The organism is Nocardia panacis (assembly GCF_003598715.1).
Classification (GTDB): domain Bacteria; phylum Actinomycetota; class Actinomycetes; order Mycobacteriales; family Mycobacteriaceae; genus Nocardia; species Nocardia panacis.
The window spans coordinates 581,433-599,513 of record NZ_QZFU01000019.1 but is presented as its reverse complement, the minus strand read 5'-3'; the positions used below and the strand labels follow the sequence as shown (position 1 = coordinate 599,513).

Here is an 18,081-nt window from a genome sequence, read left to right as displayed (position 1 = left end):
ATGGCTGTATATATGCGCGAGAAACTGGAATCCCCGGAGCATCGGCGGCGGCGGGTGCGGCTCGGTGTGCTGCTGGTGGTGCTGGCACTGGTCGCGGTCGTCCTGGCATGCACCACGAAGTCGGGCGATGTCGCGTTCCGGTTGTCCGGACCCGATGGCGGCGGTCCCGGCGATGTGCACGTGCCCGCGCGACCCGCCGGACTCGTGCTCGCGCTGGTGACGGTCGCGATCGCGGCGGCGCATCTGTGGCGTGGACTGGCGAGCCGTTGGGCAGCGGCACTGTTCACGCTGTTCGGCATCGCGTTCGTGGTGACCTTCATCTGCTGGGCGGCGGCGGGAAAGCTGTTCCCGCTGACCAATCAGATCCAGGGCACCCTGGCCCTTTCGACGCCGCTTATCCTGGGCGCGCTGGCCGGGGTGCTGTGCGAGCGGGCCGGGGTCATCAATATCGCGATCGAGGGACATCTGCTGGCCGGGGCCTGCGCGGCGGCGCTCGTCGCCACGGTGAGCGGCAGCTTCGTGGTCGGGGTGCTGGCCGCCGTGGTGGCCGGGGTGTTCATGGCCTGGCTGCTTGCGGTGTTCTCGATTCGCTACCTGGTCAATCAGATCGTGCTCGGCGTGGTGCTGGTGGTTTTCGCCACCGGGGTCACCGGATATCTGTTCGATCAGGTCATCGCGTTGCCGAATGGTTCGGCGCGTTTCAATAGTCCAGGCACCATGCAACCCCTCGCGATACCGGGACTTTCCTCGATTCCGGTGCTGGGGCCGACGATCTTTCGGCAGACCCCGCTGGTCTATGCCATGGTGGCGGCGGTCGCGCTCATCGCGTTCGCGCTCTACCGGACCAGGTGGGGTCTGCGGGTGCGGGCGGTCGGCGAGCATCCCCGCGCCGCCGCCACGGTGGGAATCGGGGTGTTGCGCACCCGGTATCAGGCGGTGTTGCTGGCCGGGGCGGTGGCGGGTCTCGGCGGCGCGTATTTCACCATCGGGTCCACGGGCGGCTTCGTGAAGGAGATGACGGCGGGCAATGGGTTCATCGCGCTGGCCGCGGTGATCATGGGCCGCTGGCATCCGCTCGGTGCGGCCTGCGCGGCGCTGTTCTTCGGTTTCACCAAGGCATTGCAGGGGCAGTTGCAGGTGCTGGCGACGCCGATCCCCACCGAGGTCTTGCAGATGACCCCCTATCTATTGACGGTCATCGCGGTAGCGGGCGCGGTCGGTCAGGTGCGTCCGCCGCGCGCCGACGGCGAGCCGTATGTTCCGGAGTAGCCGGATCAGGCGGCGCGCGCCGAGCGCAATCTGCCCAAAACCGCGTCGGTGTCGGCGACATCCAGCACCAACCTGGTGAAATCCGTTCCGGCCAGTTCGATTCGCACCGCTGCGCCATCGAACATGGTGTCCCAGAACTCTTTACGACCTTTCCCCCGGAAGGTCCCGGCCGCGATCACACCCGGAAAGAAGGTGCCGGGCGCGCGCACCCACGGTGGACGCAGATCCACCTCGGCCCGCTGTAGATGGGTGATGTGGGACAGGTCGAAGCTGATCTGATCGCGCAGCGCCAGCAGACGGTGCACCCCGAGCACGCGCACCGTCACGGTCGTTCCCGTCAGTTCCAGTTCAACCATCGCGCACCTCGCTGCTCGGCTATCGCCTCCAGCGTGCGTGCGACACCTGGCCGCATCCTGAGCGGCGTCTATGAGTTCTCTCAGAGTTGCCGAGAAGTAGCGAGATATCGATCACGGCGCGACGCATACCGTCGAACACGCCCGAATCCCGGTTCCGGAAGGTTGCGCGGTCCACAATGATCAGCACCACCTCCGGGTGGGTCCTTGTTCTTGTGTGACATCCCATGCGCGTGTTCAACAAGGCCCCATCACCCTGGCGGGCGACACGACAGAGTGGCGGGCGAAAGGTAGAGAGGTCGAACTCGATGAGCAACAACCGTTTACGTAGCTGGACGGCCCGATGCGCGGTACTCGTCGGTGTCGCTTCGGCCGGACTGCTGGCGGCCTCGCCCGCGCAGGCCGAACCCCTGTGGCCGGGAGGCCCGGATATTCCGGGGGTGCCCGCCATCATTCCGGGACCGGTGGTGGCGCCGTGTTCCAAGGCGGCGCGGGTCTGTATGCAACTGTCCTCGAACCAGGCGTGGCTGATGGACAACGGCAAGGTTGTCTACGGGCCGACCCCTATCTCGCACGGCAGGCCCGGTTTCGAGACGCCGCCCGGCACCTTCCGCGCCGCGTTCAAGAAGGAATACCACTGGAGCACAATGCATCACGCGGAGATGCGCTACGCGGTGTTCTTCAACGGCGATATCGCCACCCATATCGGTCCGATCGAGGAGAAGTCGCACGGCTGCATCCGGATGACCCCGGATGGGGCCAGGGCGCTCTACGACTACGTCTCGCCGGGTGATGTGTTCGAAGTGGTGCCGTAGCCGTCCGAGCTCCGCTCGGATCTCGAAGGCCGGGTTCGCGATCGCGCGGACCCGGCCTTCCGCGTGTCCGGAAATGATTCGCGGCTCTGTAGCGCTCGAGTTCCCGATAATCACGGCAAATCAGACAAAAAGAATAAGCTACTCAAATGACGTATACGCCGAATGATGTTTTATCGGGAAAAATAGTGCCGACGTGCCGGTTGGCGGAAAAGGTGAATCCGGAATTGATAGCCGAACAATCGCCGCATCTTCCGTCGAAGATCAATGGGAGGAAGATCAAAAACGTTGCTACACAACGTCGTTCGTATGTGTATGCTATGGATCAATCACGACCTCACTACGTGGTGAGGTGATCGGCGAGGGCGGTGTCGGAATGGATGTCAATAGTCTCCAAGTACGCCGAGCGGCCATCATCGCAGCCGTACTCGCCGCCCTGATATTGATGGCGGCGGGCTCGCTGGATCGACTGCTGCTCGGCATATTCATCTGCGGCGGACTCGCGATCGGCTGGCTGAATGCCAAACTCACGCTGCGGGCGGTCACCAAAATCGCCGACGCCGAGACACCGAAGAAGATGCGCCTGCTCAGATCCTCCGCGATACGGTTGCTCGGCATTACCGTCGGCGCGCTGGCATTGGCCTTCCTGGCCCGGCCGAACGGTGTCGGAATCTTCTTCGGCCTGGCCCTGTTCCAGGTGATCCTGGTGATCAATACGGTGCTTCCCGAATTGAAAGGGCTGCGTCAATCGCTATGACCATCGTCGCTGCTTCGATTGCCTCGCTCCCGCTGGCCGACGAAGGCAATTCCGATTCGAAGATCAAGGTCGGCGAACACGCCGTCACGCAACTGTTCGGCCTGGAATTCAATGTCGACACGATCATCGCCACGGCACTGGCCGCGCTCATCGTGCTCACCCTGGCCTTCGTGGTGCGCGTCAAGCTCACCTCGGGCGTGCCCAATGGCGTGCAGCTTTTCTTCGAGACCGTCACCGTGCAGATGCGTGACCAGGTGGAAAGCGCCATCGGCATGAAGGTGGCCCCCTTCGCGCTGCCGCTCGCGGTCACCCTGTTCACCTACATCCTGCTGTCCAACTGGCTGTCGGTGCTGCCGGTGCAGTACGGTTCCGGCGAATTCTTCTCCCCGCCCGCCTCCGACGTGAACTTCGTCTACGCGCTCGCGCTGTTCGTCTTCCTGGCCTATCACGCGGCCGGAATGTACCGGCGCGGTCCGCTGACCCACTTCAAACAGGTGGTGAAGGGGCACACCGGCTGGGGTCCGATGGTATTCATCAATATCATCGAGGAGATAGCCAAGCCGGTCTCGCTGTCGCTGCGATTGTTCGGGAATATGTTCGCGGGCGGCGTCATGGTATCGGTGATCGCGCTGTTCCCCTTCTGGATCAGCTGGGGTCCCAATGCCATCTGGAAAATGTTCGACCTGTTCGTCGGGCTGATTCAGGCATTCATCTTCTCGCTGCTGACCATCCTCTATTTCAGTCAGTCCATGACGCTTGAATCCGAACACCACTGACCGTGCGTCGCCGCAAGACCATCGATCGACACCACCGGTCGGTGCATCGTTTTACAGAGAGGCAGTAGACAAATGGCAGACCCAACCACCGCGAGTATCGTCCAGGGCGCGCTCATCGGCGGCGGCATCATCATGGCGGGCGGCGCGATCGGCGCGGGCATCGGCGACGGTCTGGCAGGCGCCGCGCTCATCAATGGCGTCACCCGGCAGCCCGAGGCGGAGGGTCGCCTGCGCGCGATCTTCTTCCTGACCGTGGGTCTGGTCGAGGCCGCCTACTTCATCAATCTGGCGTTCATGGCGCTGTTCGTCTTCGCCACACCCGGCAAGTAGCGCGACCATGCGGGCGAGAACGGATGTGGCGGCCCAGGGGAACTTCCTTATCCCCAACGGCACCTTCTTCGCGGAGTTGGCGATCTTCCTGATCGTGCTCGGCGTCATCTGGTTCTTCGTGGTCCCGCCGATCCGCAAGGTATTGGCGGACCGCGAGGCGCGGGTCACCGGGACCGCGGCGGAGAACAAACAGGCCCGGCGCCTGTTCGCCGAGGCCACGGCACGCTACCAGACGGGGCTCGAACAGGCACGGACCGAGGCGGCCGCGATTCGCAATGCCGCCAGAGCCGAGGGACAGGCCATCCTCGACGGGCTGCGCGCCGACGCGCAGGCGCAGTCCGATGCGATCGTGGCCGAGCAGACCGCGACACTGCGCGCCGAGGCGGATCAGATCGCCGCGGGACTGCGCGAGACGGTGGAACCGCTCGCGCAGTCGCTGGCCGACCGGGTGGTCGGCGTCGACGATCGGCATGCCGGTAGCAGCCACGGTCATCAGACGGGACGGTCGTCATGATCCCAACCAGCACCAATAGTCCACTGGCCGAGGGGATTTACCACATCACCTTCGACTGGCCGGTCTTCGCGAGTCAGTTGTTCGCCTTCGTGTGCATCGTCGCGGCGTTCCGGCGCTGGGTGGTGCCGCCGATCAAGCGGATGATGGGCAAGGCGCAGGAGACGGTGCGAAAACAGTTGGCGGAGAGCGATCTTGCCTCCTCCCGGCTCGCCGAGGCCAAGCAGGCATACGACAGTGCCTTGGCCGAGGCCCAGTTGGAGCTGGAGCGTCTGCGCGCCGACGCGCAGGCCGACGCGGTACGCATCGTGGAGCAGATGCGCGAGGCCGCCGCGGCGGAGGTGGCGCGGGTGCGCAAGCAGGGCCGCGATCAGATCGTGCTGTTCCGCAAGCAGGTGATTCGCGATTTGCAGGCCGATCTGACCGCCACCGTACTTGCGCGCACCGAGGAGCGGGTGCGCGGACACCTCGCCATGCCGCAGGCGCAGTCCGACAGTATCGAGCGTTTCCTGGAAGACCTGGAGATCGCTGCGAATACGCCATCGCTGGACCGCAGCCGCATCCAATCGCGCTGGAACTGAGCGGTTCTCGACCCGAACCGGTGCGGCGGCGGCGCGACCGGCCCTCGCCGCACCGGAATCGTCACTGCGGGTTGGGCTTTCCCAGCTCCGCCGCGATGTCCTCCATGCGCTGCCGCGCGGCCTGCGCCCACTCCGGATGGGTGGTGACGAACATCCGGTCGTTCTCGACGGCGTCGAGGACGATGGTCGCGGCCCGTTCGGGCGAGATCATCGCCGCCGCCATCTTCACGATGACCTCGAGTCCGGGGGAGAACCTGCCCCACTGCTCGTCGGTCATGTCGCCGAGCCAGCCTTGGCCCTTGCGCAACGCGGCATCGTCGACAATATCGCTGCTGATATCGGTGATACCGCGCAGCATTCGGGTATCGACCGGGCCGGGGCACACCACCGTCACGCCGATACCCGGTGCCATGACCGACAATTCGCCATGCAGCGCCTCCGACAACGCGACCACCGCGTGCTTGCTCGCGGTGTACGGGGCGTTGAACGGTCCGGTGGTGACGCCCGCGATCGAGGCCGTATTGACGATATGTCCGCGTCCGGCGGAGATGAGGTGCGGGACGAAGGCGCGAATACCGTTCACCACCCCGCCGACATTGATCGACCACACTCGCTGCCACTGCTCCGGATCGAGATCCCACATGGGGCCGCCGGTTCCCGTGCCCGCGTTGTTGAACACCAGATCGACCCGGCCGAAGCGCGCCAGGGTGGCGGCGGCCAGTGCGTTCACCTGGTCCGGGTCGGCGACATCGGTTGGCACCGCGAGGGTTTCCTCGCCGAGTTGCGCCGCGGCCTGCGCCAGCGCGTCGGCCTCGATATCGGCGAGGACCACGCGGACGCCGCGCGCGTGCAGTGCGGAGGCGATGGCGAGTCCGATGCCGTGCGCGGCTCCGGTGACTACGGCCACCTGTCCTGCTTCGAGCTTCATTGGTTGACGCTCCCGTCTTGGTTGCGGTGTTGTTCGTTTCAGGGACATCAGTTGCCGGTGGCCAGTTCGAAGAGTGTGACCAGTTGCGCCGCATAATGATTCAGATCGAGGCTGGTATCCGCCGCGTAGTGCACGGCCAGGGTGTCGATGGCGGCGCGAATGGTCATGGCCATGATCTTCGGATCGAAATCGCGGAATTCGCCCGCGTTTTGACCCGCCTCGAGCAGCCTTGTCAGGGCCGCGAGGGGCGCGTCCGGTTGATCTTCGGGAAGAAACGGCTTGCCGAGCGCGGCCTGTGCGTTGAAGGCGAGTTCGATCAGGGCGCGCAGCTCGGTGGTGCGGTCGCGCAGGAATTCCAGATTCGCCGCGAGGTAGGCGGCGAGCCGCATTCGATGGGTCGGTGCGGCGTCCAGGCGCGGCATCATGTACTCGATCGCGCTGTCGCGGACCCGCTCCGCCACGGCCCGCATCAGATCTTCTTTGCCGGAGAAGTGGTAGGAGATCAGGCGGGTGCTGCTGATTCCGGCCCGGTGCGCGATCCGCGCGAATGAGGTTTGCGTATAACCCGATTCGGCCAGCACCTCGATGGCGGCGGCGAGGATCTGCGCGCGGCGCGCTACCGCTGCCGGGGAGGGGCGGGCAGTTACTTGCACAAGTAAGAAGTTACTCGATTGAGTAAATCAGGCGCAACAGGTCGTGGGCGAACCCTGAGGCGGGTCCGCCCACGGATCGAGCAGCGATCAGTACTTGGCCATCAGATACGCCCCGGCGACGATCATGACGCAGGCGGCGACCCGTCGGGCATTGAGACGACGGCGGGTGAACCCCATGACGCCGTAGTGGTCCATGGCGGTGGCCAGCAGCATCTGGCCCGCGATGATCAGACCGTTGAAGGTGCTCACCCCGACGCTGGAGGCGACGGTGATCATCGCGAAGATCGCCGCGCCGCCGATGAGGCCACCGAAGGGCGCCCACTTCGGCATCGCCCGCAGATCCATCCGGGTTGGCATGATGCGCCTGCGCGAAACAATCAGTGCGACAAGGAGAATGCTCCCGACACCGGTCAATGCCACCGCATAGGAGATGACCCCGCACACCCACACGTTGTGCAGCGAGAGCTTCAAGGTGTTCTGGCAGCCCGCCTCGACGGAGCGCAGTGCGCCGCCCAGGAGCAGGAAGGCGAAGACGAGTGCGAGTGCGGATCGGGGGAGTGCGGTGCGGCGTTCGGTGCGGGCCGGGCGTTCGTCGGTGAGAGTCATCGGGCGACACCTTCCAAGGGGGCTTCGGCGGACTCATCCGCGGTGGGCGCCGAGTCGGAGGCCAGCAGGCAGACGGCCACGCAGATGAGCGCGGCGGCGACGAGTCGCGGCGGTGTCGCGGCCCTGGCGACGAACCCCATCAGGCCGAAATCGTCCATCACCAAGGCGACCAGCATTTCGCTGACGATGACCACCGCGTTGAAGGTGGCTACGCCGACATATTTGGCCACGGTGATCATGCCGACCACCGCCACCCCGCCAATCAGGCCGCCGAAGGGCGCCCACCACGGCATATGTCGGAAGTCGGCGAGCGTGGGCAGTGGCGCGTCGGAGAAAATGCGGGATACCGCGAGGAATATCGCGAATCCCGTGAGGGCGACGGCGTAGGAGATCACCGCGCAGAGCCACGGGTTGCGAATGTGGATCTGCTGGGTGTTCTGGCAGCCCACCTCGACCGAGCGCAGGCCGCCCGCCGCCAGGATGAATAGGAAGATGAGTCCAAATGTCAAGACGGCCACGATGAGCCACGTCCTTGCTGTGCCGGGTATGGGGCCGGTAGTGCGTGGCGCGCTCCCCGGCGACCCGCCGAGTATGTAACGCCAATCAATGTACCGTTGTCTGACGGTACGATCAATGACGGCGGACTGTCAACGACAGGTATTTCGGGGGCATGGCCCGGTCGAGTTCGGTCGATACCATGAGGTGATTCATCTCGCCCCGCGCGTCAGGGGGCGGCCACGTTTGTCCGGTACATCTCATGATCGATAGGACAGTTGTGACGAAAACCTTCGCGTACTATAGCTTTTCGGCGCTCGCCACCATCGCCCTCGCCTCCGCCGCGGTCATCGGCGGCGGCCCGGTCGCCATGGCAGGCCCGGTTCCGGGTTCGGAAAAGGTCTGCACCATCACCTATCCGACGCCCGACGACTTCAATGTCGAGGCGTCCAGCGACGCCTATGCCGTCCCGCACGGCGACGGCACCCTGGATCTGATCCTGGTGACCGACTCCCACTCCGATGTCGGCTACGAACAGCACTTCACCGTCACCTGGGCCAATATCGACACCAGCAGGAACGGCCAAGCCGATGTCACCGCCCAGGTCCGCGGCTCCAGCACCACCCTCGTCGTCCCCGGTGTCGCCACCAAGCCGGGCAAAGTCGCCTTCGTATTGGGCGCACACAACCACGGCTCGGCCCAGAACTACACCAACGGCGACTGCTCGGTGACCTACACCGTCCGCTGACGGGTTGGCGCATACGGTGGCGTGCTCGGCGCGGAGCGGCCCGACGCGATAACCCTCCAGGCCGAAGAACTTCGGGGTTGGGCCTGGTGTGATTGCGCCGAGGTGGTCCGGCGACTGCCCGGCCTGCCGGCTCGACGCGCCGCCGCGGCGCGTCGAGCCAGGGCCGAGGGCGTGGCGCTCTATTTGGAGGACGGCTTCGCTCTCGCTTGATGCGGCGCGATACCTCGCGCTTCAGAAGCCCTTGCCGAGAGCGGTGGCGCTTTCGTGGGCGCGGGTGCGGGTTTCGGCGGCATTGGGGTCGAAGAGGTTGGCCAGGAAGGTGATTCGCGCGGTGTCGGTGATGCCGGCGAAGTTGAGCCAGTAGTCGAAATAGGCGGCCTGGTGGTCGACGCCGAACTTGTCGGGGCTGTCGGGGTGGTAGACGGCGGCGGTGTAGACGACGGCCGCCTTCTTGTCGGTCAGCAGGCCGCGGTAGCCGTCCTCGGGGGTGATGCTGAACAGCATGTCGTTCTGCGACACCACATCGATGAAATGCTTGAGGACGTAAGGGAATCCGTGATTCCACATGGGCACGGTGAACAGGTAGTGGTCGTAGCTGTTGAAGCGGTCGAAGGTCGCCCGCACGTCGAGCCGGGTCGCCTGCTCCTCATCGGAGAGTTCGAAGCCGGCGAGTGCGTTCATCTTCGCGCGCGCGGCGGTGGCGCCTAGGTAGGGCAGGGGAGTGTCCCACAGATCCCATTCGTCGATGACTGCGTCGAGGTGGGTCTGTCGGTATCCGGTCAGGAAAGACTTTCCCAACGCTAGGGATTCGGATTGCTCGCCGCGCGGCGAGGCACTCAGGTGCAGCAGGCGTGTCATGAAAGGGTTCCTCGAATCCGCAGTGTTCAGCCGTAGATCCGCGCGTACAGGTCGCGGATTTCGGCGTCGGTGGGTACGCGGGGGTTATTGCCCGGCGAGCCGGAGGCGAGAGCCTGCTCGGCCATCAGCGGAATCAGCTCGTGCCAGCGATCCCGGTCGATGCCATAGGTTTTGGGCGTCGGCACGTGTACATCCCGGCACAGGTCCGCGAGGGCGGTGACGAGTCCGTCGGCCGCCGCGGCCGCGCTGTCGGTCGCTGTCGCCACCCCGAGCGCCCTGGCGCAGTCGGCGTAGCGGGACTCGGCGGCCCGCACCGAGAAGGCGGTCACGGCCGGGAACAGCATGGCATTGGAAAGTCCGTGCGCCACATGGAAATGCGCGCCAATGGGCCTGCTCATCCCGTGCACCAGCGCGACACTGGAATTGGAGAAGGCGATACCCGCCTGGGTGGCGGCGAGCATCATCCGCTCCCTGGCCCCTCTATCGCCGCCGTCGGCGTATACCCGGCGCAGCACTTGCCCGATGGTCTGGATGGCCGTCAGAGCGAGGCTGTCGGAGAACGGATTCGCCTTCTTGCTGACATACGCCTCGATGGCGTGGGTGAGGGCGTCCACGCCGGTGTCGGCGGTGAGTCGCGGCGGCATGGAGACGGTCAGCTCGTAGTCGACAACAGCGGCGACGGGCAGGAACGCAGGCCCGGTGCACAGCATCTTCTCATCGCTGCCGCTATCGCTGATGATGGTGAACTGCGTTGCCTCCGAACCGCTTCCGGCGGTGGTGGGCACGGCGATGATCGGCAGCGCCGGTCCGGTGTTCTGGCGTGGGGCCTTGTAGTCGCGCATCTGTCCGCCCTGGCGACCGAGCAGGCCGAGCGCTTTGGCGGTGTCCATCGGACTGCCGCCGCCGAAGCCGATGACCGAGTCGGCCCTGTGCGCTTCGAGCGCGGCGAGTCCGGCCGTGAGCGAATCGGTGGTGGGGTCCGGGACGGTCTCGGCGAACAGTCGCGGTGTGAGTCCCGCCGCCGCGAGATCATTCATCATCCGGTCGGCCGCGCCGGTGCCGACGAGGAACGAATCGGTGACGATGAGCGGTCGGGCGAGTCCGAGTCCGGAGACGACCTCGCCGATCTCGCGTACGGATCCGCCACCGATGCGCATGATCCGCGGCAGTGCGATATGTGCAGCCATGAGGTGAGTCTCATGCGATCGAGTGCAGATCACAACGGTGAATCAGGCACAGCGTTGTGCGGATTTGCACAACCCCCTACGGTGGGGTCGATGATCGTTGCGGATGATCTCCGATACTTTCTCGAGGTGGCGCGCACCCGCAGGCTGCTTACCGCCGGCCGGCGGCTCGGTGTCAACCACACCACCGTCGGGCGGCGCATTGCCGCCTTGGAGCGGTCGATCGGCAATCGGCTCTTCGATCGTGCCCCGGCGGGCTGGGTGCTCACCGATGCGGGCCATCGCCTGCTGGTCCACGCGGAGGCGATCGAGTCCACCCTGTTGGCCGCGATGGAGAGCACCGCCTCGGGCGGGGGTCGCCTGTCGGGCACGGTGCGGGTGGCGACCCCGGACGGATTCGGCACCTTCGTGCTCGCACCGAATCTGGCCGAACTGTGCGCGACCCATCCGGACCTGGATATCCAAATCGTCACCGCGACAAGGAATGATGTGCTCTCCACCCGCGAGTTCGATCTGGCGGTGACCTTGGAGCCGCCCGCACAGCGGTCGGTGGAATGCGCCGAACTCGCCGACTACGAACTCGGCCTTTACGCGACGTGCGAATACCTGGCGACGCATCCGAGGATCGCACGCGCGACCGATCTGCAAGAGCATCGGCTGATCGGCTATATCGATTCGCTGCTCGACATCGCGGCGCTGCGCATCCTCGACGACATCGTGCCGGGGCATCGCGCGCAGATCCAGACCAACAATGTCACCGGTCAGTGGACCGCGGCGGCGGCCGGATCCGGTGTGGCGGTGCTACCGCTGTATATCGGTGATCCGGACCCGCGGCTGGTGCGTGTGCTGCCCGATGAGGTCACCGTCGCGCGCAAGTACTGGCTGATCGTGCCGCGCGATCTGCGGCGGTTGGCGCGGGTGCGCGCCGTGATCGCCATGATGCGCACGATAGCGACCACTCAGCCTGGTTTGACCGTTCCGTCCTGAATCCGGTTGTCAGACACCGGGATTCCAGCCGCCTTCGGGCACCTTCATGGTGAACGCGCCGCAACTGAAGCTGAGTCCGAAGGCGACGACGATACCCTCGCCCGCGCGCCGATCGGTGGGTTCGGCCACCATCAGCGGCACCGAACAGCCGAGGGTATTGCCGTATTCGCGCAGCACCCGATACGAGGACGCGACCGTCTGCGCCTGCGGATCGACGCCGAACTGTTCGCACAGCGCGTCGAGGATACGGGTGCTGCCGGTGTGCATGAGCAGGGTGGCGGCGTCGACGGGTGCGGTGAGTCCGGTGGCCTTGTCGGCCAACAGCATTCGCACGGTTTCCCGCGCGTAGAAGGCGCCGCGCGGGGTGACGTCGGCGCTCAGGGTGTAGAGGCGGCGGCCGTGCACGACCGGGATGTCGGAGCCGCCGTCGGGAACGGTGCCGAGTTCGGTGTCCTCGGGGCGCTCATTGGTCAGATTCGCGACCGGCCCGAAGGATGGTCCATCGCCCTCTGCGCCGAAAACCATGGCGACGGCGGCGTCGGCGAAGAGAAATCCGTGCAGCGCGTCGACGGTTTTCTGGCGATCGGCCCGGTCTATCTCGGTGAAATGCGAGTAGAAATCGGGCAGTACCGGCGAGAGCGGGGTGATGGCCTCGGTGAAGCAGGCCAGCACCCGCTTTCCCGGATTGCAGCTCAGATACCAGCGCGCCGTCTCCACCACCTTGGCCATGGCCGAGCAGCCCATATATTCGATACTGAGATTGGCCACGGTGCGCGGAATTTCCGGCATGCGGGCGATGACATCGCAGACCAGGCTGGGCAGCAGTCGGCCCGGCGCGCTGGAAATACCGAGCACCAGTCCGATCGATTCCGGGTCGATATCGGACTTGGCCAGGCACTTCCGCGCCGCGAGCACCGCGAGGTCGGCGGTGGCGATATCGAGTTCCGGCTCCGCGTCCGCGAACAGAACATCGGGATAATTGGCCAGCACCGAATGCCGCTTGTGCACGCCGATGCCGTTGAGCATGCCGATGAGGGCATCGGAGAGGTGTCCGCGCCCGGCGGTGAGCAATTCCTCGGTGCTGAATTCGGGGCGGGGGAGTTCGGCGGCAATGGAAATCAGGATCGGATCGATTGTGGTGGCGGCGGTCACTTGGCTCGCTCCTGTGAATCTTGGTGGGCTGAGCGGTACGCCTTGCCGACCACGGCGGCGGCGAAACCGGCGCGTCAGCATAACACCGTAAATGCGTTGATTGACAAGTCATCGTCCGCGATAGCGATTCCGCATGCTTATGGCTCGGGAGAATGTCGATCGCGGCTAACAAAGGTTGATGAATCGTCGGCGGCCGAAATCGAAACGCCGGATGAATCTCGGTACTGTCGTGCCAGAACCTCCCGGGATTGGGAAGTTTGGACACTCTCGGCTCGGCTGGACACGGCGATACTTGGCGTGCCAAAGTACCCAGCAATCACCGCACAGCGAGCTTCCAGCGAATGCCGATCCGGTTGCCGGGCATGCGTGTGCGGTGCGGAGTCCTTGCAGAAAGTTCGACCCATGATCACCTCTCGCAGCGTCGGCGTCCGGGCCGCTATCCATCGCGCCCACGAGTCGCCGCCCATGACTGAGAGGTCCGAATCGGAAGGGGTTGTCGTGCGGCGGCGGATCGAATTGGGCCCTACCGCAGGTCCTTCGGCCGACCGGGGGCGAAATGCCCGATAGTGGCCTCGGCAGTTGGCCTCGGCGTGCGGCGCGCATTCGGCCGACGTCCGTCGCGCTTCGTCAGGGCGACCGCTCGCTCACCTACACCGAATTGGCGGCGCGCGTGGATAATTCGGCCCACGCGATGGCCGCCCTCGGGATAGGGCGCGGCGATCGTATCGCCTACCTCGGTCACAATGACATCGCTGCCTTCGAGATCTTTTTCGCCGCAGGCAGATTGGGTGCCCTGTTCGTCCCGCTCAACACCAGACTGACCGCGCCCGAAATTTCGCGACTGCTGGCGGATTCCGCGCCGCGCCTGCTATTGCACGGCCCGGAGCACGCCCCGTTGGTATCCGGGAGCGATGTCGAGTTCGTGATACCGATCGAGCAATGGGATCCGCCGCGCATCGCATCCGGCGCCGCGCACCTCATTGCGGATATCGGCCCCGACGTCGGCCTGGACGATCCCGCCGTACTGCTCTACACCAGCGGCACCACCGGGACGCCGAAGGCCGCCGTGCTCACCCACGGCAATCTGACCTTCAATACCGTCAACCAACTCGCCCACATCGATGTGCTCGCCGACGATGTCGCACTGTGCCTCGCGCCGCTGTTTCACGCGACCGGCCTCGGCCTGGTCAGCCTGCCGACGCTGTTCAAGGGCGGCACCGTGGTCGTGCTCCCGCGATTCGACCCGGCCACCGTGCTGGCCACCATCGCCGAGGCGCGGGTCAGCGCCTTCTCCGGGGTGCCGACGATGCTCCAAATGCTGTGTGATCACCCGGACTTCGCGCGCACCGACCTGGGATCGCTGCGCTATGTGATCTACGGCGGCTCCTCGGTCGCCGAGCGGGTGGCCGCGGCCTGGCAGCGGCGCGGGGTCGATATCCTGCACGGCTACGGGATGACCGAGGCCGCACCGGGGGTATGCCTGGCCACGGCCGAAGGAGCGGGCGCGCGGCCGGTCTCGGCGGGCGTGCCGCACTTCTTCACCGATATCGCGGTCGACCAACCCGCTGCCGACGGCTCGGGCGAGCTGTTGGTGCGCGGTCCGAATGTGGCGCGCGGCTACTGGCGTCGCCCCGCCGAGTACTCCTTCGCCGACGGTTGGTTTCGCTCGGGTGATGTGGTGCGCGTCGCCGAGGACGGTTGGATCCACGTGGTCGACCGCATCAAGGACATCATCATCTCCGGCGGCGAGAACATCTATCCCGCCGAGGTCGAGGCCCGCGTCAATGCCGTCGCGGGCGTGGTCGAATGTGCCGTTGTCGGGGTGCCCGATGAACGGTGGGGCGAAGTCGGGGTGGCCTATGTGGTCCGGGCCGCGCCCGACGCCGTCACCGAGGCGGAGTTGCGCGCGGCGCTGCGCGGGACGCTGGCCGCCTACAAGATCCCCAGACATATTCGCTTCGTCGACCGGCTGGCCAGGAATGCCGCCGGAAAAATCCAGAAACACACCCTTCGCTTCGCTCCGGGAGAGTCGAAATAGTGCGCACAACAATCGATGCCGTGCCCGCCACCGTCACCATTCCGGGGCGGCTGACCCCGGCACTGCTGGAGGCGGCCGCCGCGCCGATCCGGGTGGATCTCGCGCCCGAGGTGTTGGACAAGGTGGCGGCCTGTCGGGAATTCGTCTCGCGGCGACTGGCCGCCGGGGACCGAATCTACGGTTCCACCACCGGATTCGGGCCGCTGGTGGAATTCTCCGGCCGCGACACCGCCGTCGACCAGTGCGACAACATCCTCTACCACCTGACGGCGGGCCAAGGTCCGGACCTGCCGCCGCGGGTGGTGCGCGCGGCCGCGCTGGCCCGGCTGTGGTCACTGGCCCAGGGCCACTCCGGGGTGTCCGCACCGGTGCTCGAGGCGTTGGCGGCCATGCTGGGCACCGATTTCGCCCCGGCCGTGCCTCGACTCGGATCCCTCGGCGCCAGTGGCGATCTCATTCCGCTGGCCTATGTGGCGGGCGCGTTGCGCGGGGAGGGTTCGGCCTACTTCGCCGGACACCGCATGCCCGCCGGAGAAGCCCTGGTCACCGCCGGACTGACCCCACTGGCCCTCGACGGACGCGACGGGCTCGGACTGGTCAACGGCACCGCCGTCACCGCGGCCGCCGCCGGACTCGCGCTCGCCTCGGTGCGGCGCTCACACGCCGTCGCCCTCACCCTGAGCGCGGTGCTCACCGATATCCTCGGCAGCGATCCCGGCTTCCTCTCGGCCCACCTGCTGGCGGCCTTCGGTCATCCGCACGCGGGCGCCGCGGCAGCGCGGCTGCGCGAACTCCTCGACGGCACCCGACCCACCGGCACCCGATCCCTCCAGGAGCCCTACAGCATTCGCTGCACGCCGCACCTGCTCGGCGCGGTCGGCGGCTCGCTCGAGCACATCGGTTCGGTCATTGCCGACGACCTCAACGGCATCAGCGACAACCCGCTGTTCTTCCCCGAACACGACACGGTCGTGCACGGCGGCAACTTCTTCGGGCAGCCCGTCGCCTTCGCCGCCGACCAATTGACCACCGTGACAACGCAGATGGGCAATCTCGCCGAACGCCAACTGGATCTGCTGATCGACCCGCACCGCAACGGCGGACTACCACCCATGCTGGCCACCGAACCCGGCAAACAACACGGCGTGCAGGGCGTGCAGTTGGCGGCCACCGCCATCCTGGCCAACCTGCGGCGCTCCACCGTGCCCGCCTCCGTGCAGAGCCTGCCGACCAACGGCCACAACCAGGACGTCATCCCGTTCGGCACCCAGGCCGCGCTCAACGCGCTCGACGCCGCCGCCGCGCTGCGCTGGCTGCACGGATCACTGGCACTGGCCCTACGGCAGGCGGTGCACGTCGGTGGTCGCCGACCCACCGCGCCCGCCTGCGCCGCCGTCATCGAGGAACTCGTGCATGCGATTGCGGCGGTCGACCCGGATCGTCCGCTGGACGGGGATGTGCGGGTCGCGGCATCGGTGCTCGACCGGATCGTGGAGCGTGCCGCATGAAGCAGACACTGACCCGCACGGTCGTCATCGGGGCGGGCATCGCCGGGTCCTGGCTGGCCTACCGTCTCGCGCAGTGGGGCGTTCCGGTGGTGCTGCTGACCGCACCGCACGAGGACACGCCGAACGTATCTCTCGGTGCGGCAACGGTTTTCCATCGTCGACTAGTGGATGATCCGAGTCCGGAGGATATCGCCGCGGCATTCGCGGACGAGACGGCGACCCAGCATCCGGAACTGCGTCCGCTGCTCACCGACCACCTGGCGAGCGAATTCGCCGAACTGTCGGAGCTGGTCCCGTTCCAAACCCTCGAGACCATGGTGATTCCGCGCCACCCCGTGCCATTCCCCAGACTCGGCGCGGGCGGTGTGGTGATCTCGGTGCTGCACGACCAGATTCGCGCCTACGGCGGGACCATCATGTGCGGGCGCGTCACCGATCTGCTCGTCGAAGACGGGATCTGCCGGGGCGTGGCCTATTCGGCCGACGGGCAGCCCGGCATAGTCCAAGCCGGTGCGACCGTACTGGCCAGCGGCGGCTACTCCGGACTCATGCGGCACGCGCCGACCCCGAACAGCGGCAGCATGCTCGGAATCTTCGCCGCGGCGGGCGGCGCGCTCACCAATCTCGAGTTCTCCCAACGACATGCGCTCGGTGACCGCTCCGCAGGCCGCGTGCTCTACCCGCCGGACCTGGCGGGTGCGCAGTTCTACCGCGATGGACAGCGCGCCGTCTGGCTCGAACGCGCCTACCACACCCTCCCCGAGGAACGTCGCGATCTCGATATCTTCCAACAGTATTGGCGACACAACGGGCACATCCCGCACGAATTGCGGCGCGGCGAAACCCGGCACGAGATCGGCCCCGTCTACGGACTCTCCATGGGCGGCGCGGCACACACCGGCGGCGCGACCAACCTAGCCGGGGTGTACGCGTTGGGTGAAGCGCGCCACGACATCGCCGCCAACAGTATCCTCGGACGGCCGTGGGCGACCTACCTATCCAGCGCGGGCCTGCTCGCCGACACACTGCGAGAACTGCCGGACCAGCAGATGCCCGAGACGTTTTCGGTGCCCGCCCGATCGGTCGAGGTATCCGCCGAATTGCGGCGGGAAGTCCGAGAACGATTGCATGCCTTCGAGGACCATCGATTCTCCGAAGGTGCGGTCCAGGCATTCGTGCAGTGGTGCCGAACGACCCGTCGGAGCCTGCCCGCCGAGTTCAATGGGTCGGCGGGGGTGCTGATCCTCGCGGAATCGTATGCGCTGAGCGCACTTTCGCGACGGGAGAGTCGCGGCTACTTCTATCGCGCGGACTTCCCGACAGCAGATCCGGCGCTGTCCGGGCTGCGGACGGTAGCGCGCTACGACTCTTCCGCCGATGAGGTCTCGGTCGAGCTGGTCGCGAACATCGCAGGCACGAAAGTGCCGGTGGAGGTCGGATCGGCGCGTTGAAACGGCACTGACGCACCATTGGGCTGAATCCGGACAGATGCCGACAGCGGTCGGCTCATCCGAAGTTTCGGCCGTCCTCCCCAT

21 protein-coding genes are annotated in these 18,081 nt (G+C 66.1%); 13 read left to right on the top strand and 8 right to left on the bottom strand.

From position 1 onward, the window contains the following. Positions 1-1,269 (top strand): ABC transporter permease, encoded by a 1,269-nt coding sequence (locus D5S18_RS17525; RefSeq protein ID WP_120042040.1) that lies wholly within the window; start codon positions 1-3, stop codon positions 1,267-1,269. Between the two features lie 5 nt (positions 1,270-1,274). Here D5S18_RS17525 and D5S18_RS17520 read toward each other — a convergent pair whose 3' ends face one another. After that, positions 1,275-1,625 (bottom strand): hypothetical protein, encoded by a 351-nt coding sequence (locus D5S18_RS17520; RefSeq protein ID WP_120042039.1) that lies wholly within the window; start codon positions 1,623-1,625, stop codon positions 1,275-1,277. 305 nt (positions 1,626-1,930) lie between these two features. Here D5S18_RS17520 and D5S18_RS17515 point away from each other — a divergent pair, with 305 nt between their 5' ends. The 6 genes from D5S18_RS17515 to D5S18_RS17490 all read left to right on the top strand — a co-directional run bounded on the left by D5S18_RS17515 (position 1,931) and on the right by D5S18_RS17490 (position 5,389). Continuing rightward, positions 1,931-2,437, top strand: a complete 507-nt coding sequence (locus D5S18_RS17515) for a L,D-transpeptidase (protein ID WP_120042038.1) — start codon at positions 1,931-1,933, stop codon at positions 2,435-2,437. Between the two features lie 373 nt (positions 2,438-2,810). Continuing rightward, complete coding sequence (locus tag D5S18_RS17510) at positions 2,811-3,191, top strand: hypothetical protein (RefSeq protein WP_239003820.1); 381 nt, start codon at positions 2,811-2,813, stop codon at positions 3,189-3,191. Then, positions 3,188-3,967: a F0F1 ATP synthase subunit A gene (gene atpB / locus D5S18_RS17505; RefSeq protein WP_120042037.1), complete on the top strand. Its 780-nt coding sequence runs from the start codon at positions 3,188-3,190 to the stop codon at positions 3,965-3,967. Before D5S18_RS17510 ends, atpB begins: the two co-directional genes overlap by 4 nt. Positions 3,968-4,039: 72 nt before the next feature. Beyond that, positions 4,040-4,297: a F0F1 ATP synthase subunit C gene (locus D5S18_RS17500; RefSeq protein ID WP_120042036.1), complete on the top strand. Its 258-nt coding sequence runs from the start codon at positions 4,040-4,042 to the stop codon at positions 4,295-4,297. Between the two features lie 7 nt (positions 4,298-4,304). After that, positions 4,305-4,811: a F0F1 ATP synthase subunit B gene (locus D5S18_RS17495; RefSeq protein WP_120042035.1), complete on the top strand. Its 507-nt coding sequence runs from the start codon at positions 4,305-4,307 to the stop codon at positions 4,809-4,811. Then, a complete protein-coding gene (locus D5S18_RS17490) occupies positions 4,808-5,389 on the top strand; it encodes a F0F1 ATP synthase subunit B family protein (RefSeq protein ID WP_120042034.1) in 582 nt (193 codons plus the stop codon). Before D5S18_RS17495 ends, D5S18_RS17490 begins: the two co-directional genes overlap by 4 nt. Positions 5,390-5,450: 61 nt before the next feature. On the opposite strand, the gene D5S18_RS17485 is transcribed toward D5S18_RS17490, so the two are convergent. The 4 genes from D5S18_RS17485 to D5S18_RS17470 form a co-directional block, all read right to left on the bottom strand. Beyond that, the gene (locus D5S18_RS17485; RefSeq protein ID WP_120042033.1) at positions 5,451-6,317 is read right to left on the bottom strand and encodes an SDR family NAD(P)-dependent oxidoreductase; all 867 of its coding nucleotides are present in this window, start codon (positions 6,315-6,317) and stop codon (positions 5,451-5,453) included. A gap of 47 nt (positions 6,318-6,364) precedes the next feature. Next, complete coding sequence (locus D5S18_RS17480; RefSeq protein WP_120042032.1) at positions 6,365-6,970, bottom strand: TetR/AcrR family transcriptional regulator; 606 nt, start codon at positions 6,968-6,970, stop codon at positions 6,365-6,367. 87 nt (positions 6,971-7,057) lie between these two features. Beyond that, entirely contained in the window at positions 7,058-7,576 is a 519-nt protein-coding gene (locus tag D5S18_RS17475; protein ID WP_120042031.1) for a DMT family transporter, read from the bottom strand. Beyond that, the gene (locus D5S18_RS17470) at positions 7,573-8,085 is read right to left on the bottom strand and encodes a DMT family transporter (RefSeq protein WP_158607894.1); all 513 of its coding nucleotides are present in this window, start codon (positions 8,083-8,085) and stop codon (positions 7,573-7,575) included. Before D5S18_RS17470 ends, D5S18_RS17475 begins: the two co-directional genes overlap by 4 nt. 248 nt (positions 8,086-8,333) lie before the next feature. Here D5S18_RS17470 and D5S18_RS17465 point away from each other — a divergent pair, with 248 nt between their 5' ends. Further along, positions 8,334-8,819 carry a hypothetical protein gene (locus tag D5S18_RS17465; protein WP_147403985.1) on the top strand — a complete coding sequence of 162 codons (486 nt, stop codon included), beginning with the start codon at positions 8,334-8,336 and terminating at the stop codon, positions 8,817-8,819. Between the two features lie 21 nt (positions 8,820-8,840). Next, the gene (locus tag D5S18_RS34475; RefSeq protein ID WP_147403984.1) at positions 8,841-9,029 is read left to right on the top strand and encodes an NUDIX hydrolase; all 189 of its coding nucleotides are present in this window, start codon (positions 8,841-8,843) and stop codon (positions 9,027-9,029) included. Between the two features lie 21 nt (positions 9,030-9,050). On the opposite strand, the gene D5S18_RS17460 is transcribed toward D5S18_RS34475, so the two are convergent. After that, positions 9,051-9,677 carry an FMN-dependent NADH-azoreductase gene (locus D5S18_RS17460; protein WP_120042028.1) on the bottom strand — a complete coding sequence of 209 codons (627 nt, stop codon included), beginning with the start codon at positions 9,675-9,677 and terminating at the stop codon, positions 9,051-9,053. A gap of 26 nt (positions 9,678-9,703) precedes the next feature. Then, positions 9,704-10,864 (bottom strand): iron-containing alcohol dehydrogenase, encoded by a 1,161-nt coding sequence (locus tag D5S18_RS17455; RefSeq protein ID WP_120042027.1) that lies wholly within the window; start codon positions 10,862-10,864, stop codon positions 9,704-9,706. Positions 10,865-10,954: 90 nt separating this feature from the next. Here D5S18_RS17455 and D5S18_RS17450 point away from each other — a divergent pair, with 90 nt between their 5' ends. Beyond that, positions 10,955-11,848 (top strand): LysR family transcriptional regulator, encoded by an 894-nt coding sequence (locus D5S18_RS17450; protein WP_120042026.1) that lies wholly within the window; start codon positions 10,955-10,957, stop codon positions 11,846-11,848. 9 nt (positions 11,849-11,857) lie between these two features. Here D5S18_RS17450 and D5S18_RS17445 read toward each other — a convergent pair whose 3' ends face one another. After that, positions 11,858-13,000, bottom strand: coding sequence for a 3-oxoacyl-[acyl-carrier-protein] synthase III C-terminal domain-containing protein (locus tag D5S18_RS17445; RefSeq protein ID WP_120042025.1), 1,143 nt, complete (start codon positions 12,998-13,000; stop codon positions 11,858-11,860). 556 nt (positions 13,001-13,556) lie between these two features. Between D5S18_RS17445 and D5S18_RS17440 the strand changes: the two genes are divergently transcribed. Genes D5S18_RS17440 through D5S18_RS17430 form a run of 3 tightly spaced genes read left to right on the top strand, consistent with a single transcriptional unit; the run spans position 13,557 to position 17,997 of the window. After that, positions 13,557-15,038 (top strand): acyl-CoA synthetase, encoded by a 1,482-nt coding sequence (locus D5S18_RS17440; RefSeq protein ID WP_120042024.1) that lies wholly within the window; start codon positions 13,557-13,559, stop codon positions 15,036-15,038. Beyond that, entirely contained in the window at positions 15,038-16,546 is a 1,509-nt protein-coding gene (locus D5S18_RS17435) for an aromatic amino acid ammonia-lyase (RefSeq protein WP_203236779.1), read from the top strand. The genes D5S18_RS17440 and D5S18_RS17435 overlap by 1 nt, the downstream gene beginning before the upstream one ends. Next, positions 16,543-17,997, top strand: coding sequence for an FAD-dependent oxidoreductase (locus D5S18_RS17430; protein ID WP_120042023.1), 1,455 nt, complete (start codon positions 16,543-16,545; stop codon positions 17,995-17,997). The genes D5S18_RS17435 and D5S18_RS17430 overlap by 4 nt, the downstream gene beginning before the upstream one ends. The last annotated feature ends 84 nt before the right edge of the window (positions 17,998-18,081 follow it).